11 protein-coding genes are annotated in these 22,225 nt (G+C 59.9%); 6 read left to right on the plus strand and 5 right to left on the minus strand.

What is annotated here, in order from left to right:
* The first annotated feature begins 137 nt into the window (after positions 1 to 137).
* Together ABNT42_RS12095 and ABNT42_RS12100 are read left to right on the plus strand one after the other, a co-directional pair.
* Positions 138 to 656, plus strand: a complete 519-nt coding sequence (locus ABNT42_RS12095) for a GNAT family N-acetyltransferase (RefSeq protein WP_348697263.1) — start codon at positions 138 to 140, stop codon at positions 654 to 656.
* 133 nt (positions 657 to 789) lie between these two features.
* Positions 790 to 2,412, plus strand: coding sequence for a methyl-accepting chemotaxis protein (locus ABNT42_RS12100; RefSeq protein WP_348697265.1), 1,623 nt, complete (start codon positions 790 to 792; stop codon positions 2,410 to 2,412).
* A gap of 91 nt (positions 2,413 to 2,503) precedes the next feature.
* Here ABNT42_RS12100 and ABNT42_RS12105 read toward each other — a convergent pair whose 3' ends face one another.
* Positions 2,504 to 5,926 carry an alpha/beta hydrolase-fold protein gene (locus tag ABNT42_RS12105; protein ID WP_348697266.1) on the minus strand — a complete coding sequence of 1,141 codons (3,423 nt, stop codon included), beginning with the start codon at positions 5,924 to 5,926 and terminating at the stop codon, positions 2,504 to 2,506.
* Positions 5,923 to 7,821, minus strand: a complete 1,899-nt coding sequence (locus tag ABNT42_RS12110) for a glycoside hydrolase family 13 protein (RefSeq protein WP_348697268.1) — start codon at positions 7,819 to 7,821, stop codon at positions 5,923 to 5,925. The genes ABNT42_RS12105 and ABNT42_RS12110 overlap by 4 nt, the downstream gene beginning before the upstream one ends.
* A gap of 616 nt (positions 7,822 to 8,437) precedes the next feature.
* Between ABNT42_RS12110 and ABNT42_RS12115 the strand changes: the two genes are divergently transcribed.
* Together ABNT42_RS12115 and ABNT42_RS12120 are read left to right on the plus strand one after the other, a co-directional pair.
* Positions 8,438 to 11,203: a TonB-dependent receptor gene (locus ABNT42_RS12115; RefSeq protein WP_348697270.1), complete on the plus strand. Its 2,766-nt coding sequence runs from the start codon at positions 8,438 to 8,440 to the stop codon at positions 11,201 to 11,203.
* 93 nt (positions 11,204 to 11,296) lie between these two features.
* Positions 11,297 to 12,820 (plus strand): tryptophan halogenase family protein, encoded by a 1,524-nt coding sequence (locus ABNT42_RS12120; protein ID WP_348697272.1) that lies wholly within the window; start codon positions 11,297 to 11,299, stop codon positions 12,818 to 12,820.
* Between the two features lie 43 nt (positions 12,821 to 12,863).
* Here the strand turns inward: ABNT42_RS12120 and ABNT42_RS12125 are convergent, their stop codons facing one another.
* The 3 genes from ABNT42_RS12125 to ABNT42_RS12135 all read right to left on the minus strand — a co-directional run bounded on the left by ABNT42_RS12125 (position 12,864) and on the right by ABNT42_RS12135 (position 18,966).
* The gene (locus ABNT42_RS12125; RefSeq protein ID WP_348697273.1) at positions 12,864 to 14,375 is read right to left on the minus strand and encodes a tryptophan halogenase family protein; all 1,512 of its coding nucleotides are present in this window, start codon (positions 14,373 to 14,375) and stop codon (positions 12,864 to 12,866) included.
* Positions 14,376 to 14,504: 129 nt separating this feature from the next.
* Positions 14,505 to 16,340, minus strand: a complete 1,836-nt coding sequence (locus ABNT42_RS12130) for a M2 family metallopeptidase (protein ID WP_348697275.1) — start codon at positions 16,338 to 16,340, stop codon at positions 14,505 to 14,507.
* 169 nt (positions 16,341 to 16,509) lie between these two features.
* A complete protein-coding gene (locus tag ABNT42_RS12135) occupies positions 16,510 to 18,966 on the minus strand; it encodes a TIM-barrel domain-containing protein (protein ID WP_348697277.1) in 2,457 nt (818 codons plus the stop codon).
* 175 nt (positions 18,967 to 19,141) lie between these two features.
* Here ABNT42_RS12135 and ABNT42_RS12140 point away from each other — a divergent pair, with 175 nt between their 5' ends.
* Both ABNT42_RS12140 and ABNT42_RS12145 read left to right on the plus strand, forming a co-directional pair.
* Positions 19,142 to 20,470 carry an MFS transporter gene (locus ABNT42_RS12140; protein ID WP_348697279.1) on the plus strand — a complete coding sequence of 443 codons (1,329 nt, stop codon included), beginning with the start codon at positions 19,142 to 19,144 and terminating at the stop codon, positions 20,468 to 20,470.
* Positions 20,471 to 20,581: 111 nt separating this feature from the next.
* Positions 20,582 to 22,213, plus strand: a complete 1,632-nt coding sequence (locus ABNT42_RS12145) for an alpha-D-glucose phosphate-specific phosphoglucomutase (protein WP_348697281.1) — start codon at positions 20,582 to 20,584, stop codon at positions 22,211 to 22,213.
* The last annotated feature ends 12 nt before the right edge of the window (positions 22,214 to 22,225 follow it).

The following is a 22,225-nucleotide window of genomic DNA, read 5'->3' on the forward strand; positions in this document are numbered from 1 at the left end:
GTTCGGCAGGGCAGGCTGGACTTGCCGTATGAAATCCTCGACAATCAGATCATCCCTTCTGTTGCGCTCAGGCAAAGTGCACGCATCGTCATATGGCCTGCCGCGCAGTGTCCTGTTTTTCGAGGTTGATTTCTAGCATGAAGATACTGAGTACCGAGCGCCTGCACCTGCGCACCATGCATCCTGACGATGCGGCGTTTTATTTCGAGCTGGTCAACGATCCTACCTGGCTGGAAAATATCGGCGACAAGGGTGTGCGCAGTGTCGAGGGGGCGCGTACCGCCATCATGGAAGGGCCGATGGCCATGCAGGCGCTGCACGGTCATTCGCTGTATGTAATGGAGCGTCAGAGCGATGGTCAGCCGCTGGGCCTGTGCGGTCTGATCAAGCGCGACACGCTCCCCGAGGTGGATATCGGCTATGCCATCCGGCCCGCCTATTTCGGCCAGGGCTATACCTATGAAGCCGCTGCCGCCGTACTGGACTATGCACGCCAGCAGTTGAAATTGCCTGCGCTGATGGGCATTACGAAACCGCACAATGTGAATTCCATCCGCCTGCTGGAAAAGCTGGGACTGCGCTATATCGGCAGCGAAGTGTTTCCACCGAATACGGAAGCGACCAATAAATACCGGATCGAATTCGGCTCTGCCTAAGATTACGGGGCAGTTGCTAGTCATTTGAAAGTGTTGCAAGAAAAATCAGTTTGTTAAATTTTTCCGTCGTTTGTGTTGGTCTTTCCATGCAAGGCGGGCATGATGGTTCCGAATTGTTGCCAAGGGGGAAGTCATGAATTTGTCGAATCTGAAGATAGGTCTCAGGCTGCGCTTACTCGGGGTATTTTTCTTTATCGCTTTATCGATCGTCGCCACGGGCGGCTGGCGTGCGCTCAACGATACCAACGATATCAGCGCGCAAGCGATGGCGCGTTCGGTGGCGCTGAGTCAGGCCATCGATGCTGCCCGTGCGGCGCAGGTGGAATTCAAGATACAGGTGCAGGAATGGAAGAACATCCTCATTCGTGGCAATGATCCGGCAGCACTGCAAAAATATAGCGATGCTTTCGTTAAAGGCGGCGAACAGACGCGCGCTAAACTCAAGCAACTGGACGATCTGCTTAAAAAACTCGAACTGAGTACGCCACTGGTGGATGAGGCGATCCGCACCCAGAATGAACTGGTCAGCAAATACATGTCGGCGCTCAAGCAGTATGACAGCGCCAATCCCGAAAGTGTGCACATCGTCGATGGTTTGGTCAAAGGCGTGGACCGCGAGCCGACCAAGAAAATCGACGAGATCGTGGCCTACATCAGCAAGGAATCGCAGCGGCTGACGGAGGAAATGGCGCTCGCCAACCAGTCCGCGCATGACAAGGCAGTGCTGGCCATGGGCATCACACTGGCGGTGACGCTGATGGTGGGCTGGGTGACGGTGGTGGCCCTGATCCGCAGCATTACCCGTCCCCTCAGTGCAGCAGTGGACATGGCGCAGACGGTGGCGGCAGGTGATCTGCGCACCGAAGTGCAGGTACATGGCAAGGATGAAATCGGCGAATTGCTGGGCGCGCTCAAGCAGATGCAGAGCAATCTGAGCGATATCGTCGGCAAAGTGCGCGAAGGGACGGACAGCATCTATATGGCGTCGTCGGAAATCGCTAAAGGCAATCTCGATCTATCGGGACGCACGGAAGAGCAGGCGAGTTCGCTGGAAGAAACCGCCGCAGCGATGGTGGAACTGACCAGCACCGTACAGCAGAACAATGTCAATGCGACGGAAGCCTGCCGGCTGGCTGACGCGGCATCGTCGGTGGCTGCCAAAGGTGGCGATGCGGTCGAGCAGATGGTGCGTACCATGGGGTCGATTAACGAATCGTCGCGCAAGATCGTCGATATTATTTCCGTCATAGATGGCATCGCGTTCCAGACCAATATTCTGGCGCTAAATGCGGCCGTGGAAGCGGCGCGTGCGGGCGAACAGGGGCGCGGTTTCGCTGTGGTGGCGACGGAAGTGCGCAATCTGGCACAGCGCTCGGCGGCAGCGGCCAGAGAAATCAAGGAACTGATTGGCGATTCGGTCGAGCGGGTTGAAGCAGGTAGCCGGCTGGTGGGCGAAGCGGGGGCCACGATGGGCGAAGTGGTGGCCAGTGTGCAGCGCGTCACGGCCATCATCAGCGAGATCAGTGTGGCCAGTGTCGAGCAGCGCGATGGCATTGAACAGATCAGTAGCGCCATCAGCCAGATGGATAGCGTGACCCAGCAGAACTCGGCACTTGTGGAAGAATCGGCTGCGGCAGCAGAAGCGCTGGAGCAGCAGGCAGCACGGCTGACGGATGCTGTCAGCGTGTTTAAATTGCAGGGTGGGGTCAGACTGGCGGCAGCGCCGAAGCGCGCCTTGCTGGCAGCACCGGCCTGAAGCTCTCGGGCCCGCGCAGCTGGTGCTGCGCGGGTTGCTGCTGTGTGACGGCTAGTGCGTCACTGCTGGCGGGTGGCGGGGGATGGGACGATTATTGGCTGCTAGCGGGGCGGGCAGCGAACAGCCAGCGTAACGGCCGTTCTACCCGCGCTGCCCATGAACGTTCATTGTGGATGGCGCCTTCGGCGGCATCGAATTCCAGTTCCGTATGTGCGCGATAGCCTTGTGCCAGCAAGGCGTCGCGCATTTTTTCTGTCTGTTCCAGACCATCGCTGCTGGTGCCCGCATCAAGATAGAAGCGCACGGGCAGATGGGCCGGTGGCTGGCGGATCAGCGCCTGCTGGTTCCACCAGAACGAGCCGGACAGGCTGGCCGCCATGGCAAAAACATCGGGCCGCTTTTGCGCCATATAGACCGAGGCCAGCCCGCCAAGCGAGGAGCCCATTACGGCCGTGTGTTCGCGTTCGGGGCGGGTGCGCAGATGGGAGTCGACCCACGGCTTGACGGTGTCGGTAATGAAGGCCAGATAGGCATCGATCTTGCCTCCGCCATACTGCGGATCGCAGCAGGGCGTGTACTCGGGGATGCGGTCGGCATTGTTGTCGATGCCGACGATGATCACGGGTGGGATTTCGCCGCTGGCAATCAATCGATCCATCACGCTGGCCATTTCCCATGCGGCGCCATAGGCTGCCGTGGCAGGATCGAACAGGTTCTGGCCATCATGCATGTACAGTACGGGATAGCGCTGCGCCGTATCGCGCGCATAGCCGGGTGGCAGGTAGATACGTAGCTGGCGCTGGTTGCCCAGCTGGGGTGAGGCCAGCGGGGGCGTGACCGTTACGCTGCCCTGCGGTGACAGCGCCGGCAGCTTAGGTGGCAGCTTAGGTGGCGGCTCGGCCGCAGCGCTGGCAGTTGCGGTCGCGCCGCTTCCTGCTGCCGCGCGGGCTGGGCTGCGCGCCGGCCTGTCTGCGCCAGCGGCAGCCAATGGTAGCAGGCGCAAGCCGTACAGATCGAAGCGGTTGGACGGCCCTTGCTTGCCGCCCGCATCGCCATAGCTGCTGTTACTCTGCAGGTAGCTCATGTTGTAGAAGTCGCTCAGCTGCAGGCGGTAACTGCCTGCCTGCAGTTGTGCCGTCAGCGGCGTGGACCAGCCTACGGCAGCGTTGTGCGGCAGTTGCACCACGCCTTGCGCAACGATGCGCTGGTTGCTGTCGCTCAGGGTCATCCACTTGACGCCACCGCTGATGCCCAGATTGATCTGGTGCGCCGCGTTGCGGTATTTCAGCTGCACGGCGTAGCGGCCAGCCCGTTCTACCTTCAGTTGGTTCACTACCAAGGTATCGCTGCTGGCGCCCCAGTTGGCAATGCGGCCCTGCTGCGGGCTGATGCTGGACTGCACGCGCATATCATCGGCCGCAATTTCCACGCCGCTGTGCAGGCAGACGGGCGGCGTATGGTGGCTGCGCAGGCCGCTGGCCTGATGCACGGCTTCCAAGCTGTAGCACAGGTTGTCCGCAGCTCCCTTGCCCATCAGCGGCGCACGGCGATCTGCCCAGCTCTGGCTGGTCAGCCCCTGCACGGCCAGTCGGCCATTGCGGTAGACGTTGTAGCGCACGCCCTGTGGCGGCGCGCCAAAGCTCAGAGTGGGGAAGCCGAAGCTGCCACGTGCCAGCACGGGCAGTGGCGGTTCGGCTGGAGCTGTCACGCTGCTGTCCTGTGCCAGTGGCGCTGCGCTGACTTTGTGGATCTGCTGCTGGCCCGCCTGCAGCGCGCCGAGCGTGATGATGATCAGGTTGTCCTCGGCCAGTGCAGCCCAGTCGATATTGCTATCGGCTGGTTTGCCATTCAGGCTGATGCCGGCGACGCTGTAATAGCCGTTGCCATCGCTCTGTTTGACGGGAGGCAGGCGCAAGGTGACTTGTAGCTGCTTGCCGCGCAGGTTCAGGTGTTGCAGGCTGATGCTGTCGCTGCCGGCAAACTGTTCGCGCCTCAGTTGTGCCGTGATGAAGGGGCGCAGAGCGATGCCCTGCTGGGTGGTCTGCACGCCGAACACATGGCCGACCACCATGCCCAGATAGGCACCCACCGACCAAAGCTGGCGGCGCGAATTAATCACGGGGCCGCTCAGGTCTTTGCCTTCGTGCTGGTCTTTGAGCATGGGCAGGCCGCTCAGCCATTCCATGTTTTCCATATTCGACAGATTGGTGGCCGCACCACGCATCAGGGTCTGATAGGCGGCATCGGCCACGGCGGTATTGCCTGCCATGGCGGCCGCGCGCAGGCCGTAAGCCGTGACGAAAGGCCAGATGGCGCGGTTATGGTAGATCGCCGTATCGGCCTGCTGCGGGTAGATGACGGGCGCACCCATGGGGCCGTGCGGATAGTGCGCCAGTATGCTGGCGGCCTGACGCGCATCGGCAATGCCGGTGATGATGGCCAGCGACTGGCCCAGCCAGTCGTATTTGTACAGTGGCGCACTGTCGAAGTGGCCGGCCGTCAGGCTGCTGTACATGCCGCTATCGGCCTGCCATAAGCGCTGGTTGATGGCACGCTTCAGATCTTCTGCCCAGCCGGCATAACGCCGCGCCAGTTCCGGCTGTTGCTGCTCGCCGGCCAGTTGTGCCGCCAGCGTCAGCGCCTTGTAGTGGGCCGCGTTGGTGGACAGGGCTTTGCTGCTGGCCATGCTGGCCAGATCGGCCGTGATCCATGGCGCATAGCTCTGTTCGCGCCAGTCGAGGAAGGACTGCTCTCCCGTGTACAGGCCGTCGCCGCTATCGTAGGCTGCCAGCCGGTCGTTTTCCAGCGTGTTGGACAGGGCGCGCAGGGCCGTGCGGGCAAACGCGCGGCGTTCGTCCGGCGCCAGCGCCTTGAGCGCTTCGTCGGCACCGAAAGCCCAGCTGACACGATCCGTGCTGACGGGCCAGCTACCGCCGCTGCCGGTATCCTGAATGATCTGCAGGCCGTCGCTGCTGCCGGCCACATTGCTGGCAGCTGTGATGCCGGTGCGATAGCCGGATAGCTTGAATTCCAGCGAATTGCGCACGCGGCGCGGGTCCAGCATGCCCAGCCCCAGCGAGGCTGCATACGATAGATCGCGGGTCCAGACGTAGTGCCAGTATTCGCCCGTCTCGAAGCAGTTGCAGCTGATCGGCTGACCGTTATTGTAGCTGCCGTCGCGGATCTGGCTGACGGAATTCTGTCCCATTTCCAGACCGGCCAGCGAGAACAGCGCGTCGAAGCCGGCATTGCCGCTGCGGACGACGGGCTGACCGGCCACTTCGCTGTAGCTGATCTCCTGTTCGCCCACGCGTACCGGCATGCTGCTGCGCTGGGTGTAGCGGCGTAGTCCCTGTTCCAGTGGCGTGACGCTGTACTGCACCGTGTAGGGCGCGGCTGCCGGTACGGGATAGCTGACTGTTAGCGTGCTGGCCTGTGCCAGCAATGCGTTAGCGGCCAGCAGGCCGAGAGCGATGTGGATGCTGGCAGAGAGAATATGCGGGTGGGGCTTCAAGGGGCAATCTCCAGTATCAGTGCCGAACGCGCCGGCAAGGTAAGCTGTTGACCCAGCGTGACACGCTGGCCAGTCATGATATCCGTGCCGCTCTGGGCACCCTTCAGCATCTCTTGAAAACGTGCTGTGTTTAGTACCGTCTCGGTGGAGTTTTTATTGAATGCCACCATTACCTTGCGCTGATCATCATAGCGGAAGTAGACGTAGGTGTTCTGTTCAGGTCCGAAATGCATGGTGCGGCCGTGATGGATCACACTGGCGCTCTTGCGCCAGTTGAGCAGCTTCTTCATGTAGTCCTGCGCGGATTTCTGCTGCGGTGTCAGGCCGGCGCCCGTGAAGGCATTGATAGCGTCACCTTGCCAGCCACCGGGGAAGTCGCGCCGGTAGGAAGCATCGTCGCGTCCCTTGGTGGTGCTCGGCATCTGGATTTCCGTGCCGGCGTAGAACTGCGGGATGCGCGGCGCGGTCGCCACAAAGGCCAGCGCCATGCGGTAGAGCTGATCATCCTCTCCCAGTTCGCTGAACAGGCGCGACATGTCGTGATTGCCCTCGAATAGCACCAGATTGCCTGCATCCGCGTACAGATAGTCCTGCGACAGCGCTTCGTACAGGCTAGTCAGGCTGTAATCGCCGCCCTCGGGTGCGGCCAGCGCACGGCGCAGTACATCGGCCAGCGGGAAGTCCATCATGCTGGGCATGTGCGACACATAGCCGTTGGCATTGGGTTTGCCGCGCTGCCAGTGCGCCACCACGGGAATGTGGGTACTCCATTCTTCGCCCACCAGATTCAGGCGCGGGTATTCGGCCATGACGGCGGCCGACCAGCGGCTGAGGAAGTCCGTATTGGAGTAGCTGTAGGTATCCACGCGCAGACCGGACAGGCCGGCATATTCGATCCACCACAGGGTGTTCTGGATCAGGTAGCGCGCCACGCGGGGATTGGCCTGATTCAGATCGGGCATGCTTTCGACAAACCAGCCTTCGGTGAAGTTGCGTTTGTCCTGCTGTGATGCGTACGGGTCCTGCACGGCGACGCGGTGGTGTTCGGTGGGGACGAACTTGCCCTGATAGGTCAGCCAGTCCGGTTCCGGCATGTCTTGCAGCCACCAGTGCTGGCTGCCGATGTGGTTGAGCACCACGTCCTGTATCACGCCCAGCCCTTTGCTACGGGCTTGCGCCACCATGGCGCGGTAGTCCTCGTTGCTGCCGTAGCGCGGGTCGATGCGGTAGTGGTGGGTGGCGGCATAGCCGTGGTACGAATAGGCCGGCATATTCGATTCCAGCAGCGGGGTAGGCCACAACTGGGTGTAGCCCATGGCGGCGATGTAGTCGAGATGGTTGGTGATGCCGCGCAGATCGCCTCCATGGCGGCCGGAAGCCTCGGCGCGGCTGGCCTGTTCGCGCATATCGGGCGCATTGTCATTGGTTGCATCGCCATTGGCAAAGCGGTCTGGCATGACCTGATAGATGGCATCGGCACGGCCAAAGCCCTGGCGCTGGGCCGAACCTGCAGCACGCGCCTGCAGCGGATAGCGGTAGTGCAGGGCGGCGGCATTGGGCGCGCCGGCCTGTTTGCCCGCGCCCGCCTGTGCGGGGGCGACAAATGTCAGATCAAGTTCGCCCGCGCGTGCGCTGGCGCTGATGCGCAGATTGATGAACAGGTAATTGGGATTGTCCACCCGCTCCACCGAAGTGATGGTCACGCCGGGGTAGTGCAGCTGCGGGGTGAGCTGGCTGACCTGCGGGCCATGCACCATCAGCTGCAGGCTGCGTTCGTGCATGCCGGTCCACCAGCTGGGCGGTTCCATGTGGTCGATGCGGTAATCGGCAGGGGCGGCGCTGGCGCCACCTACCATCAGGCTGGCTAGAGCGACCAGCAGCAGACGCTTGTTCATGTAGTCTCCGTTAGAGGTGAGTAGTCGTACTACAGACGGTATTTTTTATTGCTTTTCAACCACTTTGCCTTAATAGCCAATAGTTTGCGTCAAAAAAGTGCATAGATTGTGGTGGGGGTGAAAAGCAATTTTAGTCAAAATACAAAGTTTGCCTGAAATTTGTCTCCGTGCCATCCCGCTCCCGTCTGTTTAGTGCCCGATAGGCGGCTGGATGTTGAAAAATTCTTGCAGAAAAAAGTGGTCTTGGTTGGAAATATGTAGTTCCACTACAAGTTCTTTGCTCAGTTGCTGTAGCCGAAATACAACGAGAAGGCCGTATTCGCTAGGGAAACCCGCTTGTATGCGTGTTTTCAAGCGTAGCTGGCTGTGCTTTTGTTTGACATAGAATCTAGTTTTAGTACAAAATTCTTTCCAGAACGTCTTAAGAACGTTGTTTTTCCTTGGATCCCGTGTAGTTTGAGACGCCCCGGCTTGCGGAGCGGCTGATGTTTGCGGGAATTAACTTTTGTGTCGTGTGTTGAGGGGACATTAAATGAGTATTTTCGCGAATAAGCGCCGTCAAAGCGCTGCGTTCCAGTTGAATCCAGTGGCAGCAGGCTGCGCTGTATTCCTGTCTATGATGGCAAGCAATGTCTACGCGCAAGAAGCTGCGCAAGGCGAAGCTGCTCAGGCTGCTGATGTAACGGCCGCTCAAGCCGACGCCAAATCGGCCGACGTACAGACCGTGGTCGTGTCCGGTATCCGTCGCGGTATCGAAGCAGCGATCTCGATCAAGAAGAATTCCACCTCCATCGTTGAAGCCATCTCCGCGGAAGACATCGGCAAGCTGCCGGATTCCAGCGTGGCTGAATCGATCTCCCGTCTGCCAGGCGTCACCGCCCAGCGTAGCCGCGGTTCGGGTAAAGCCGCTGACATCAGCGTGCGTGGTCTGGCACCAAGCTTCAACGGTACTCTGGTCAACGGCCGCGAAATGGCGTCGACCGGCAATGCCCGTAGCCCTGAATTCGATCTGTTCCCAGCAGAACTGATCGGCAGCGCCATGATCTACAAAACTCCGGATGCGACCGTGATCGGTCAGGGTCTGGCATCGACCATCGACCTGCGCACCGTGCAGCCGCTGGACTTCGGCAAGCGCGTGCTGGCTGCTGGTATCCGTAACGAGCGCACCGGCGTGCGTTCCGGCTCGCCAGAAGGCGACGGCAAGCGTTACACCTTCAGCTACGTGGACCAGTTCGCTAACCGCACCATCGGTGTGGCAGTGGGTATCACCAGCTACAAAGAAAACGGCGGCGGCCAGCAGAAATTCGAAGGCGGCGGCACCGACACCATTACCTACAACGGTCAGAGCGTCGTGGTTCCTGCCGGCTTCAAAGCTGACACGGAAACCTCGAAAAACAACCGCGATGGCGTGTCCGCCATGCTGCAATACCGTCCTAACAAAGACTTCAAGACTTCGGTCGACCTGTTCTACTCGGCAGGTAGCTCGAGCCTGAAGAAAACCGGTCTGGAAGGTTCGATCGGCGGCTCGTGGGGCGGCTATGACCCGGTTGGTGTACTGAGCAACGCCACCATCCAGAACGGTGTAGCCACCAGCGGTACGTTCAGCAACTTCAAAGGCGACGTACGTAACCACAAAGAATCGGCCGACGACAAACTGACGGCGATCGGCTGGAATACCCAGTGGAAAGTGGCTGACTGGACCCTGACCGGCGACCTGTCGCACTCGAAAGCGACCAAAAACGCATCGCGTTACGAAACCACTGCTGGTCAGGCTGGTAACGTGGCAGCTTCGCAGATCGGCTCCCTCTCGTGGACTGGCTTCGATGGCAAAAACCTGTCGGGTATGAAACTGACCTCGAGCTTCGACTACTCGAACCGCTCGCAGACCTTCCTGACCGACACCGATGGCTGGGGTGGTGGTCCTAACTCGCCACAGGCTGGCTATGTCGCACTGCCTAACGTGGATGACAAGATTGATGCAGTCCGTCTGTCGGGCCGTCAGCAAGTGGAATGGGGCCCAGTGGCTGCCGTGCAGTTCGGCGTGAACTACACCAAGCGTAGCAAAGTACGCTACGGCGAAGAAGGTCGTCTGGTTGTGAAAGGCGCCAACGGCTACGCTACCGCTACCGTTCCAGGCAGCGAAGTCACCACCGCAGGTACCACCGGCATTCCTATCGTTTCGTTCGACCCTACCGGTACGCTGGGTTCGATCTACACGCTGGCTAAGTGGGTCGATGCAAGCGTGCTGGCCAAAGACTGGTCGGTGTCGGAAAAAGTCACCACCGCCTACGCCATGGGTGATCTGGACGGTTCGCTGGCTGGCTTGAGCTACCGCGGTAACTTCGGTGCCCAGTTCGTGCACACCAGCCAGTCGACCACCGGTAACAAAGTGGATCTGGCAACCTGCACCGGCATCACCGCAGAAACCTGCCCATCGGCTGTGATCGCCGACGGCACCTCGTACAACGACATCCTGCCTAGCGCAAACGTGTCGTTCGATCTGGGTAGCGAACAGCAGGTACGTTTCGGTCTGGCGAAAGTGCTGGCCCGTGCAAACCTGGACGATATGCGCGCTAGCTCGGCCTTCGGCGTGAGCAAGAACAACAACGTGCCTATCCTGACCGGTAGCGGCGGTAACGCCAAGCTGGAACCGTTCCGCGCTAAAGCAGTGGACGTATCGTACGAGAAGTACTTCGGCAACAAGGGCTACTTCAGCGCTGCTGCCTTCTACAAAAAGCTCGATACCTACATCCTGCGTGCACCACGTGCGTTTGACTTCAAAGGTCAGGTTACGGCTGCTACCCCGCTGCCAACCACCGGCCCATACGCTGGTTCGACGGTTGGTCTGCTGACCACCCCGACCAACGGCGACGGCGGCAACCTGCACGGCTACGAGTTCGCAGTCAACGTACCGTTCTCGCTGGTGTCGACCTATCTGGACGGCTTCGGTGCTTCGGCTAACTTCTCGAACACCGAGAGCGGTATCGAACTGCCAGCAGTCGGTTTCGCTACTCAGGGCGTAGGCAGCGTGAAGATCCCTCTGCCAGGCCTGTCGAAGCGCGTAACCAACCTGCGTATGTACTACGAGAAGAATGGCTTCCACTTCGCATGGGCTGCCCGTCGCCGTTCGGACTTCCTGGGTCAGATCAGCGACTACCAGGACAACGCACAGCTGACCTTCGTAAAAGGCGAGACCATCATCGATCTGCAGGCTTCGTATGAATTCCAGCAGTCGTTCCTGAAAGGTCTGTCGGTCTACGTACAGGCTAACAACTGGAACAATACGCCTTACCAGGAGTACAACGGTGTTGATTCCAGCGCCATCTCGTACAAAACTGTGTTCGGTCGTACTTACCAGTTCGGTCTGACCTACAAGTTCTAACTTCCGTAAGTAGTCGGTAGTTAGTGCTAACATCAACCCCGGTTCGCCGGGGTTGTTTCGTTTCTGGAGCAGGTTTTTCGAGGAGTGAGTTGGATGCAGCAGACTGCGATTAAAAACATCGTGATCGTCGGTGGCGGTACGGCAGGCTGGATGAGCGCGACCGCGCTGGCCACTGTGCTGCGCGGGCAGTACAACATCCGGCTGGTGGAGTCGGACGAAATCGGCATTGTCGGTGTGGGCGAAGCCACCATACCGATGATCCAGCGCTTCAATCAGGTGGCCGGCATCGATGAAGCGGAGTTCATGAAGGCCACGCAGGGCAGCTACAAGCTCGGCATCGAATTCGTCAACTGGGGCAAGCTGGGCGACCGCTATATCCACGGCTTCGGCATCCTCGGACAGGACCTGTGGACCGTGCGTTTCGATCAGTACTGGCAGCGCCTGCGCGCGCTGGGCAAGGCGCGCGAGCTGGATGAGTATTCAATCACGCGCATGGCGGCACGCCATAACAAGTTCATGCCGGCGCGGCCTGATCTGCCGAATTCGCCGCTGGCCGATATCGCCTACGCCTATCACTTCGACGCCAGCCTGTATGCGCGCTACCTGCGCGGCGTGTGCGAGCAGCGCGGCGTGCGCCGTACCGAGGGCAAGATCGCCAGTGTAGCGCTGCGGCCCGATAACGGCTTTGTGGAAGCGGTGGTGCTGGAATCGGGCGAGCGTATCGAAGGCGATCTGTTTATCGATTGTTCCGGCTTCCGTGGTCTGCTGATCGAGGAGGCACTGCAGACGGGTTACGAGGACTGGTCGCACTGGCTGCCGTGTGACCGTGCGCTGGCGGTGCCGTGCAAATCCGCTTCCGTGCTGACGCCTTATACCCGTTCGACTGCACACACGGCGGGCTGGCAGTGGCGTATTCCGCTGCAGCACCGCACGGGTAATGGTCATGTGTATTGCAGTGCCTTTATGGACGATGCGCAGGCACAGGATATCCTGCTGAAAAATCTGGATGGCGCTGTGCTGGCCGACCCGCGCCAGATCAAGTTCAAGACGGGCATGCGCAAGCAGGGCTGGAACCGTAATGTGGTGGCGATCGGGCTATCGAGCGGCTTCCTCGAGCCGCTGGAATCGACCAGTATCCATCTGATCCAGTCGTCGATTGCGCGGCTGCTGCAGTTCTTCCCCGATAGCGGCTTCCATCCGCTGGAAGTGGCCGAGTACAACCGCCAGAGCCGCTTCGAATACGAACGTATCCGCGACTTCGTGATCCTGCACTACAAGGCCAATCAGCGTGATGATTCCGAGTTCTGGAAACAGTGTGCTGCCATGCCGGTGCCGGACTCGCTGCAGCACAAGATTGATCTGTTCCAGGCACGTGGCCGCGTGGTGCGCTTCGATAACGAGCTGTTTGCGGAGACGGGCTGGCTGCAGGTGATGCACGGCCAGAATCTAAAGCCGCAAGGCTATGATCCGCTGGCCGATCTGCTGCCGGTGGAAGAAGCGGAGAAGTATCTGGAGAGCATACGCGATGTGATCGCTCAGTGTGTGCAGCATATGCCTACCCACGCCGACTTTATCGCGCAGCATTGCGCTGCGCCGCGCCAGCCTATGCCTAAGTAAAAGGGTAACGAGGCAGCGTCCAGGCGCTGCCTCGCTTCCGGACTTACATCTTCTCTGCGGCGCAATGCGCTGCAATGTACTCCTCGTGCGTGGGCATGTGATCGACGCAGCGTTGTACCACATCCTTGACGTTGTTGAGGAAACCTTCGATTTCCTCCGGCGTGCGCTGATCCACCAGCGGGTGGTAGCCCTTGCTGCGCAGGCCCTGACCATGCATCACCTGTATCCAGCTGGTTTCCGTGAACAGTTCGTCGCGCGACAGCAGCAAGCGGCCGTTGCTCTGGTACAGATCCATGCGGCGCTGTAGCGTATCAGGAATCGGCATATTGCGGCAGTAGTCCCAGAACGGATCACCGATGCGCTGATTGAGCTTGTAATGCAGGATCAGGAAATCGCGGATGCCGATGTATTCGTCGTCATTGGCGCGGTTGAACGCGTCGATGTCGGCCTGCTCGAAGCCCATGTGCGGGAACATCATGAGCAAACGGGTAATGCCTGTCTGCACCAGATGGATACTGGTCGATTCCAGTGGCTCCATGAAGCCACCGGCCAGCCCGATGGACACCACGTTGCGGTTCCATGCCAGCTTGCGCTTGCCCGCCTTGAACGTCAGGTGGCGCGGATGCGCCAGCGCCTTGCCATCCAGATTATTCATCAGGATATCTTCTGCTTCGGCTTCCTGCATGAACTGGCTGCAGTACACATGGCCGTTGCCGATGCGGTGCTGCAGCGGAATGCGCCATTGCCAGCCGGCCTTGTGGGCGGTGGAACGGGTGTAGGGCAGTAGCGGGCTGACCGAAGCGCACGGCACGGCAATCGCGCGATCGCACGGCAGGTAGTGCGACCAGTCCTCGAAGCCTGTCTTCAGGGTTTCCTCGATCAGCAGGCCACGGAAGCCCGAGCAGTCGATGAACAGATCGCCTTCGATACGTTCGCCACTATGCAGTACCACAGCTTCCACATAGCCATCGCTGGCGCGCTGTTCGACTTTGACGATGCGCCCTTCGGTGCGGATGGCGCCACGGCTTTCGCTCACGCGGCGCAGGTATTTGGCATACAGTGAAGCGTCGAAATGGAAGGCGTGGGAAATGTCGGCCAGTGGGGAATCACCGCTTTCGCGGTCGGCACGCATGAATTTGAACTGGCGTGCGGCAGCCGTGTTGATCGAATAGTCTTCGATGTTCGGCGCTTTACCTTCCTGATACATCTTCAGCCAGTAATGGTAGAAGCGCGCCAGCATCTGGTCGCGCCCGATCACGCCGAAACCGTGCAGATAGGAGTCGCCCTGTTTGCCCCAGTTGACGAACTCGATGCCGAGTTTGAAAGTGCCTTGCGTGTTGCGCAGGAATTCGTTTTCGTCGATGCCGATCAGGTCATTGAACCCGCGGATGACAGGAATGGTGGCTTCGCCTACGCCGATGGTGGAGATCTCATCGGATTCGATCAGGCGGATTTCGCAACCGTTGGAGATTAATGTAGACATCGCGGCGGCGGTCATCCAGCCCGATGTGCCGCCACCGACGATGACGACTTTTTTAACCAGTCCCAGACTCATTTTTACTCCGATTTTTTAGCTGATGAAGCACCCGCAGATTGGGGTGCTTCATCATACACGCTGGGCTGCGCGGAGTCTCGGAATGTCGCTAAAAAGCAGCGCCGTATTCGGGCGCTGCTGTTAGCATTTTTACTTCTTGGCAGCCGCTGCGTAGGCAGCGTTCTGGGCATCCAGCCAGGTCTTCAGTGGTGCGAAATAATCGAGCAGCGCACCGCCGTCGATACGTTCTTCACCCGAAATGGCTTTCAGCTCTTCCGGCCACGGTTTGCTGGCGCCCATGGCCAGCATCTGCTGCAGTTTGGCGCCTGCTTTGGCGTTGCCGTAGATCGAGCAACGGTGCAGAGGCCCCGTGTAGCCAGCCTCGCGGCACAGCGCACGGTGGAACTGGAACTGCAGCATATTGGCCAGGAAGTAGCGGGCGTAAGGTACATCGGCGGCCACGTGGTACTTGGCACCGGCGTCGAAACCGGCGCCTTTGGCGTCTGCCGCGACAGGACGTTTCATGCCCATGTACTGCTCGCGCAACTGCCACCAGCTCTTGTCGAAATCAGCCGGTTTGGTCTTGCCGGCGTAGACATCCCAGCGCCATTTATCGACCATGTAGGCGAACGGCAGCATTGGAACTTTGCCCAGTGCGCGTTCCAGTAATTGACCTATATCTGCATCGGCATCAGGCGCCTGATCCATCAGACCGATTTTCTGCAGGTAGTCAGGCGTAATCGACAGGGCGATGGTGTCGCCGATGGCTTCGTGGAAGCCGTCATTGGCGCCGCCACGGTACAGGTAAGGCTGGCCCGTATAGCCGAGGAAGTAGTAGACGTGACCCAGTTCGTGGTGGATTACGGTGAAGTCTTCTGCGGTCGGGTTGATGCACATCTTGATACGCACATCATCCTTCTCGTTGATCGGCCATGCCGAAGCGTGGCACACCACATCGCGGTCGCGCGGCTTGGTGAACAGCGAACGCTCCCAGAACGACGCGGGCAGCTTCTGCATGCCCAGCGAGGTGTAGAAGGCTTCCGCATATTTGGTCATCTGCTTGGCATCGGTCTTGCGATCTTCCAGCACCTTGGTCAGGCTGTAGTTACTTGCACCGGTAGCTGGCTTCAGAATCGGATACAGATTGTTCCAGGTCTGACTCCACATATTGCCGTAAAGGTGTGCAGGAATCGGGCCTTCCAGCGGCACCACATCGGCACCATAGGTTTCGCGCAGCTTGTAGCGGCTGTAGGTGTGCAGCGAGTCATACAGCGGCTTGACCTGCTGCCACAGGCGTTCCATTTCGCTGGCAAACGCGTCGGCCGGCATGTCGTACTGCGAGCGCCACATGGCGCCCGTATCGACAAAGCCCATCTGCTTGGCGCCCTTGTTGGACAGCGCGATGTAGTCGAGGTATTTGCCTTTGTATTCAGGCGACTGGGCGTGCCAGCCGGCCCACATTTCTTTCAGCTTGGCTTCGTCGCGGCTATTCGCCAGCACTTTTTCCATTTCGCCCAGTGCCATGCAGGTGCCTGCGCTGCCGTCGGCATTTTTCGGGCAGTACTTGGCTTTGCCGTAGGCGCCGTTCAGGGCGGCCTGCAGACCGGCATATTGTTCGCGCTCTTTCGGATTGGCGAACACCAGCGTCTGCTGCAGCAGCATCAGCTTGCGGGCCGAATCGGCCGACAGTTTCAGGCCGTTGAAGCGGCGTGCGCCGATGGCCGCTTCGCCGGAGGCCGTCAGATAGCGCTCGGCGAAGAAGGAGGCAATCGCTTCCGTATCATCGGTAATGAAGTTGGAACCGACCCAGGCGCCCAGTGCCTGCTCGTTATTCAGTTTATTGAGTTTGGCTTCCGTCTCGCTGAGGAAGCGCTCGGCTTCGGCAACGGTTGGTTTCTGGGTGGGGGCGGCCAGCACGGTGGTGCTGGCGGCTGACATGGCGCCTAGCGCCAGCAGCGTGCTGATAATTTTTGGTGTCACAGGCATCTCCCTAGCTGATCTTGTCATGGCACCGGATGGATTCATCCGATGGGCGGCAATGATACACCTAAGCGGGGTCAGGTCGGGCATTGGCGCAGAGCTCGCTACTTGTGTAGCGAACTGTGCACCAATGCCCGACCTGACACCTGCACTTTGCCCGACCTGACCCCAGGGGTTAAAGGGTGATGCTGACGTTGCGGCTGGCGGCGCTGCTGGCCGGCATGGCCACGCTCAGCACTTTGCTGGTTTCGTCCCAGACGAAAATCACGGCTTTGCCATCGACCCGCACCACCGTCGGTGCACGGCTGATGTTGTGTACCTGCAGGGCGATGCTGCGGTCCGGACGCTGGTATTGCTTGCCCGTGGCGGAATCGACCTTGATGGTCAGTTCGCGACCCTGCAGCTTGCTGGCGAAGTTCAGCAGTTCGTACTGGCCCTGTTCGTAGGCGTTGGCGGTGCTGCCGTCGTCGTCGTACAGTTTGCCGCTGCCCGCGCTGACGCTGGCGTCGTGGTAGTAGTGCAGTTCGAGGTGGCGGGTGTTGTAGTCGCGCGTGCTCTGTACTACTTTGGCCATAGGGATGAAGGCACCGCCACGCACATACACGGGAATGTGGTCCGCTTCCAGTTTGACGCTGTCGCTCATGCCGCCCGCATGTTTGGCACCCGTGTGGAAGTCGAACCACACGCTGCGCGCAGGGAAGTAGACTTCCACCGTGCTGGCGCCCTTTGCTAGCACTGGCGTTACCAGCAGGTCTTTACCCCACAGGTAGGTGGAGGACATGGCCTGCACTTTGGCGTTGCGCGGTTCTTCGTACAGCATGGGGCGCATCAGCGGCAGGCCTTGCTGGTTATTCTCGAACGCCAGCGTGTAGTTGTATGGCAGCAGGCGGTAGCGCAGGCGGATGGCGGCACGCGCCAGCGCCTTGGTGGCGTCGTCGCGGTACACGGGTTCCGGTGCTACTTCATCCTGTGCATGGGGGCGGAAGATGGGCTGGAACACGCCATACTGCAGCCAGCGTACATATAGTTCGTTATCCAGCACGGGGTTGGCAAAGCCGCCCAGATCGGAGTGCATATAGGCGGCACCCTGCATGCCCATCTGTAGGGCGATCTCCGGCTGCGAGTGCAGACCGCCCCAGCTGCGATCCACATCGCCCGACCACGGGATGATGCCGTAGCGCTGGGTGCCCGAATAACCGGCCCGCATCAGGATGAACGGGCGTTCGGTCGGGTAGTCGCGCTGATAGCCTTCCGCGACTAGCTTGGCCCACTGGTGGCCATAGATGTTGTGCACGGCGTCGGCGCTGCCGGTGGCGTGCTGCATGGTGGCCGGATGTACTTCGGGTTCGCCCAGATCGCCCCATACGCCAGCCACGCCTTGCTGGTGCAGTTCTTTGTAGATGTTCCAGAGCCAGTCCTTGCCGTTCTGGCCGAAGATGTCGATCAGGCCCGTGTGGCCGAAGTAGAAGTCGTAGGCCAGCGGGGCACCACTGGCGTCCGTGCCGAGGATTTTTTTGTCGATGGCTTCCTGCCAGCGCGCCGAGGTATCGACAATGAACGGTTCCGTGATCACTACGGTCTGCACGCCCTTGTTGCGGAAGTCGCTGATCATGCCGCTAGGGTTGGGGAAGTTATCCTTATCCCAGGCCAGATTGCCCATGGTGCCTTTGATGTCCTTGCCGAACCAGAATAGGTCGAACACGATGGCATCGAGCGGGATATCGTCGGCGATGAATTTGTTCACGGTGGCGCGGGCGAAAGCTTCGTCGCGGTAGCCGAAGCGCATAGCAAAATTGCCCAGCGCCCAGCGCGGCGGCAAGGGCTGCTTGCCCGTCAGGCTGGTGTAGCTGGCGATCAGGTCTTGCCAGTTGTCGCCGGCGATTACCTGATAGGTCTTGCGGCCGCCCGTGGTTTCGTAGCTCAGGCTATTGTCCTTGCGGCTGTCGAAATCCAGATAGCCGGTGTAGGAATTATCGAAGTGCAGCGCATACATCTTCGACGACAGCACCAGCGGCATGCCATAGCCCATCTGGGTGGAGTGCTCGCCATAGCCGTAGTGCGCCTTGTTATACAGGGTAAAGCGCTGGCCGCGCCGGTTCATACCGGTGGCGCGTTCACCCGCCCCATACAGGGCTTCGTCCTTGTCGAGCGCGAATTCGATGGCTTCCAGCGGGCGTGCGGCGCCTTGATGGATATCCTTGCTGCCGTTGACAGGATCGTCCTGCTTCGTCAGGTAGCCGTGTTTTTCCGCCACCAGCTTGCGGCCTTTGTAGGCGTAGCTGATCTGGAACGGTGCTTTGGTAATCGTCACCTGCATGCCGCCAGCCGTGTATTCGACACTGTTAGCTTTGCTGGCCAGTGTGGTTTTTATGCCCGTCGGTGCCAGTACCACAGCATGCGACGCCGGCTCGATACTCTGGCCGTTTGGCACAAAGGTGGTTTCGACGATGCTGCCCGTGTAGGGCTTGATCAGGTAGTAGCCATCGCTGGTGCGCACTTCCAGTACGCCGTCGCGCTGGCTGGCCGTTTCGAACTTGCGGGCGGCATTCTGTGCCAGTGCGCTGTGACTGGCCAGCAGAGCTAGAGCCGGGGGCAGCAGGGCGGCGAGGCGGGTCAAAGTTGGTTTTTTCATGTAGTCGGGTCGTCTCGAAATGGTCCGTGTTTATGTTGTTTGGCTACATTTAAGCAGGGATATTCACCGTGCGGGTGGCTTTTTTCCTGTATTTTACCTTGGGTTCTATCATTTGACACACATAGTGCGGCGTGTTATTTTGCTACAAATCTCAAAATAGTCGGGGACACGCCGCATGCACACTTCCACCAGTAAGCCCATTCTGTCGTTCTGGCAGTTATGGAATATGAGCTTCGGCTTCTTCGGTATCCAGTTCGGCTTTGCGCTGCAAAATGCCAACACTAGCCGTATTTTTTCCACACTCGGTGCGAATCCCGACGATCTTTCCCTGTTCTGGCTGGCCGCCCCTGTAACGGGCCTGCTGGTACAGCCCATCATCGGCTACCTCAGTGATAACACCTGGCACCCGACCTGGGGTCGCCGCCGTCCATTCTTCTTTATCGGTGCCTTGCTGGCCTCGATCGCACTGTTCCTGATGCCCAATTCCACCGCGTTGTGGATGGCCGTGGCTGTACTGTGGCTGATGGATGGCGCCATCAACGTGTCGATGGAACCGTTCCGCGCCTTCGTCGGCGACAAACTGGGGCCTTCCCAGCAGACTGCCGGTTTCGCCATGCAGACTTTCTTCATCGGCTGGGGCGCTGTGATCGCGTCGCTGCTGCCGACCATCTTTGCCGACTATCTGCATGTCAGCAATGTGCCCGTCAATGGTGCCATTCCGGATACCGTGCGCTACTCCTTCTACAGCGGCGGCGCCATCTACATGCTGGCCGTGCTGTGGACCGTGCTGACGGCGAAAGAGACCCCGCCTGACGATCTGGAAGCTTTCCGCGCAGAGCAGCGTCGTACCAAAGGTATGGCCTTTGCCGTGCGCGAAATCATGGGCGGCTTCACCCGCATGCCGGCCACCATGCTGCAACTGGCAGCGGTACAGTTCTTTACGTGGATCGCGCTGTTCGCCATGTGGATCTACACCACCTCGGCCATCGGCGAAAACGTGTTCGGTACGGTGGATGCCCAGTCTGCGGCATATCAAGAAGCGGGGAACCGCGTGGGCGTGATGTTTGCCGTGTATAGCGGCGTTTCGGCACTGGCCGCGTTCATTCTGCCTATTTTCGCGCGCTACACCAGCCGTAAATTTGTCCACATGAGCTGTCTGGTGATCGGCGGCGTTAGCCTGTTTAGCCTGTATGCCATTCATGATGCCAGCCTGCTGTATCTGCCGATGATCGGTGTGGGCATTGCGTGGGCCAGTATTCTGACCATGCCATATGCGATTCTGGCGGGCGCGCTGCCAGCCAAGCGCATGGGCTACTACATGGGCGTGTTCAATTTCTTCATCGTGATTCCGCAGATCGTCAGCGGTCTGCTGCTGGGCTTCGTTACCAAGCACCTGTTCGCGGGCCACACCGTGCAGACTGTGATGCTGGGTGGGGTGTGCATGATCGTGGCCGGTGTGCTGACCCTGATTGTGCGCGATAACGCAGAACCTGTCGGCCAGTAAGGTAATATTGTTCGTATGATCACTTTTCGCGTCGCTACACTGGCCATTCGTGGCTAGTGCAGCTGGCGCGCGAGGTGCCTGAAATCTGCCCTACTACTGCGCGGAGCGAACATGAGCATCCAGGTACGTAGCACTCTTCCTTTCACGGGCCAGCGGCCCGGCACTTCCGGTCTGCGGAAAAAAGTCACCATCTTCCAGCAGCCCGGCTACCTCGAGAATTTTGTCCAGAGCGTGTTCGATACGCTGGGCGATTGCAGCGGCCAGACGCTGGTGCTGGGCGGCGATGGCCGCTACCACAACCGCGTGGCTGTGCAGACCATCTTGCGCATGGCGGCGGCCCATGGCTATGCCCGTGTGCTGGTGGGGCAGGGCGGCATCCTGTCCACCCCTGCGCTCAGCTGCGTGATCCGCAAATATGGCGCCATGGGCGGCATCGTGCTATCGGCCAGCCATAATCCCGGTGGTGCCGATGGCGATTTCGGCATCAAGTACAACATCGCCAACGGCGGGCCGGCACCGGAGAGTGTGACCGAAGCGATTTACCAGCGCACCACTACCATCAACAGCTACCGCATCAGCGATAGTGACGAGATCGACCTGAGCCAGCCGGCGACCTATCAGCTGGAGCAGATGACGGTGCAGGTGATCGATCCGGTGGCCGATTACGCCGAGCTGATGCAGCAGCTGTTCGATTTCGATGCCATGCGCGCACTGTTCGCCAGCGGCTTCCGCATGTGCTTCGACGGCATGCACGCGGTCTCCGGTCCGTATGCCAAGGCCATACTGGAAGGGCAGCTGGGGGCGCCGGCCGGTACGGTGATCAACGCCGTGCCGCTGGAAGATTTCGGCGGCCACCATCCCGATCCGAATCCCGTCAATGCAGCCCAGCTGATCGCCATCATGGCCGATGAGGACGCACCGGATTTCGGCGCTGCGTCGGATGGTGATGGCGACCGCAATATGATCGTCGGCCGCCGTTTCGAACTGACCCCATCCGACAGTCTGGCCGTGCTGGCGGCGCATGCTACGCTGGCGCCTGGCTACCGTCAGGGACTGGCCGGCATTGCCCGTTCCATGCCCACTTCGCGTGCGGCCGACCGTGTGGCCGAAGCGCTAGGCATCCCATGCTTTGAAACACCCACCGGCTGGAAGTTCTTCGGCAATCTGCTCGATGCCGGCAAGGCGACCCTGTGCGGCGAGGAGAGCTACGGCACGGGTTCCAGCCATATCCGCGAGAAGGATGGCCTGTGGGCTGTGCTGTTCTGGCTGAATCTGCTGGCTGTGACGGGCAAACCTGTGCAGCAGCTGGTGGACGAACACTGGGCCCGCTTTGGCCGTAACTATTATTCGCGCCATGATTACGAGGCCATCGACGCCCACGCCGCCAGCGAGCTGATGGCATCGCTGCGTATCAAGCTGCCCGCACTGGCAGGCAAGGATCTGGGCAATTACGTGGTCGATTATGCCGACGATTTTGCCTACACCGATCCGGTTGACGGCTCTGTTTCGACGGGGCAGGGCGTGCGCATCGTTATGACTGACGGTTCGCGCATCGTGTTCCGCCTGTCCGGCACGGGCACGGAAGGCGCCACCTTGCGCGTCTATCTGGAGCGCTACGAAGCCGACCCTACCTATCACCACCTGCTCACGCAGCAGGCCCTGTCCGCATTGATCCTGATCGCCGAACAGGTGGCCGGGATCAGCGGCTGGACCGGCCGTGCGCGCCCTAGCGTTATCACCTAAGCTCTCAATTCA

Origin of the sequence: Duganella fentianensis (genome assembly GCF_964031615.1) — a bacterium.
Lineage (GTDB): Bacteria > Pseudomonadota > Gammaproteobacteria > Burkholderiales > Burkholderiaceae_D > Rugamonas > Rugamonas fentianensis_A.

What these genes read in the sequence shown, in the direction of transcription:
- ABNT42_RS12095 (WP_348697263.1), top strand. Translation starts at nt 138, where the DNA reads ATGAAGATACTGAGTACCGAGCGCCTGCACCTGCGCACCATGCATCCT.
- ABNT42_RS12100 (WP_348697265.1), top strand. Translation starts at nt 790, where the DNA reads ATGAATTTGTCGAATCTGAAGATAGGTCTCAGGCTGCGCTTACTCGGG.
- ABNT42_RS12110 (WP_348697268.1), bottom strand. Translation starts at nt 7,821, where the DNA reads ATGAACAAGCGTCTGCTGCTGGTCGCTCTAGCCAGCCTGATGGTAGGT.
- ABNT42_RS12115 (WP_348697270.1), top strand. Translation starts at nt 8,438, where the DNA reads ATGATGGCAAGCAATGTCTACGCGCAAGAAGCTGCGCAAGGCGAAGCT.
- ABNT42_RS12120 (WP_348697272.1), top strand. Translation starts at nt 11,297, where the DNA reads ATGCAGCAGACTGCGATTAAAAACATCGTGATCGTCGGTGGCGGTACG.
- ABNT42_RS12125 (WP_348697273.1), bottom strand. Translation starts at nt 14,375, where the DNA reads ATGAGTCTGGGACTGGTTAAAAAAGTCGTCATCGTCGGTGGCGGCACA.
- ABNT42_RS12130 (WP_348697275.1), bottom strand. Translation starts at nt 16,340, where the DNA reads ATGCCTGTGACACCAAAAATTATCAGCACGCTGCTGGCGCTAGGCGCC.
- ABNT42_RS12135 (WP_348697277.1), bottom strand. Translation starts at nt 18,966, where the DNA reads ATGAAAAAACCAACTTTGACCCGCCTCGCCGCCCTGCTGCCCCCGGCT.
- ABNT42_RS12140 (WP_348697279.1), top strand. Translation starts at nt 19,142, where the DNA reads ATGCACACTTCCACCAGTAAGCCCATTCTGTCGTTCTGGCAGTTATGG.
- ABNT42_RS12145 (WP_348697281.1), top strand. Translation starts at nt 20,582, where the DNA reads ATGAGCATCCAGGTACGTAGCACTCTTCCTTTCACGGGCCAGCGGCCC.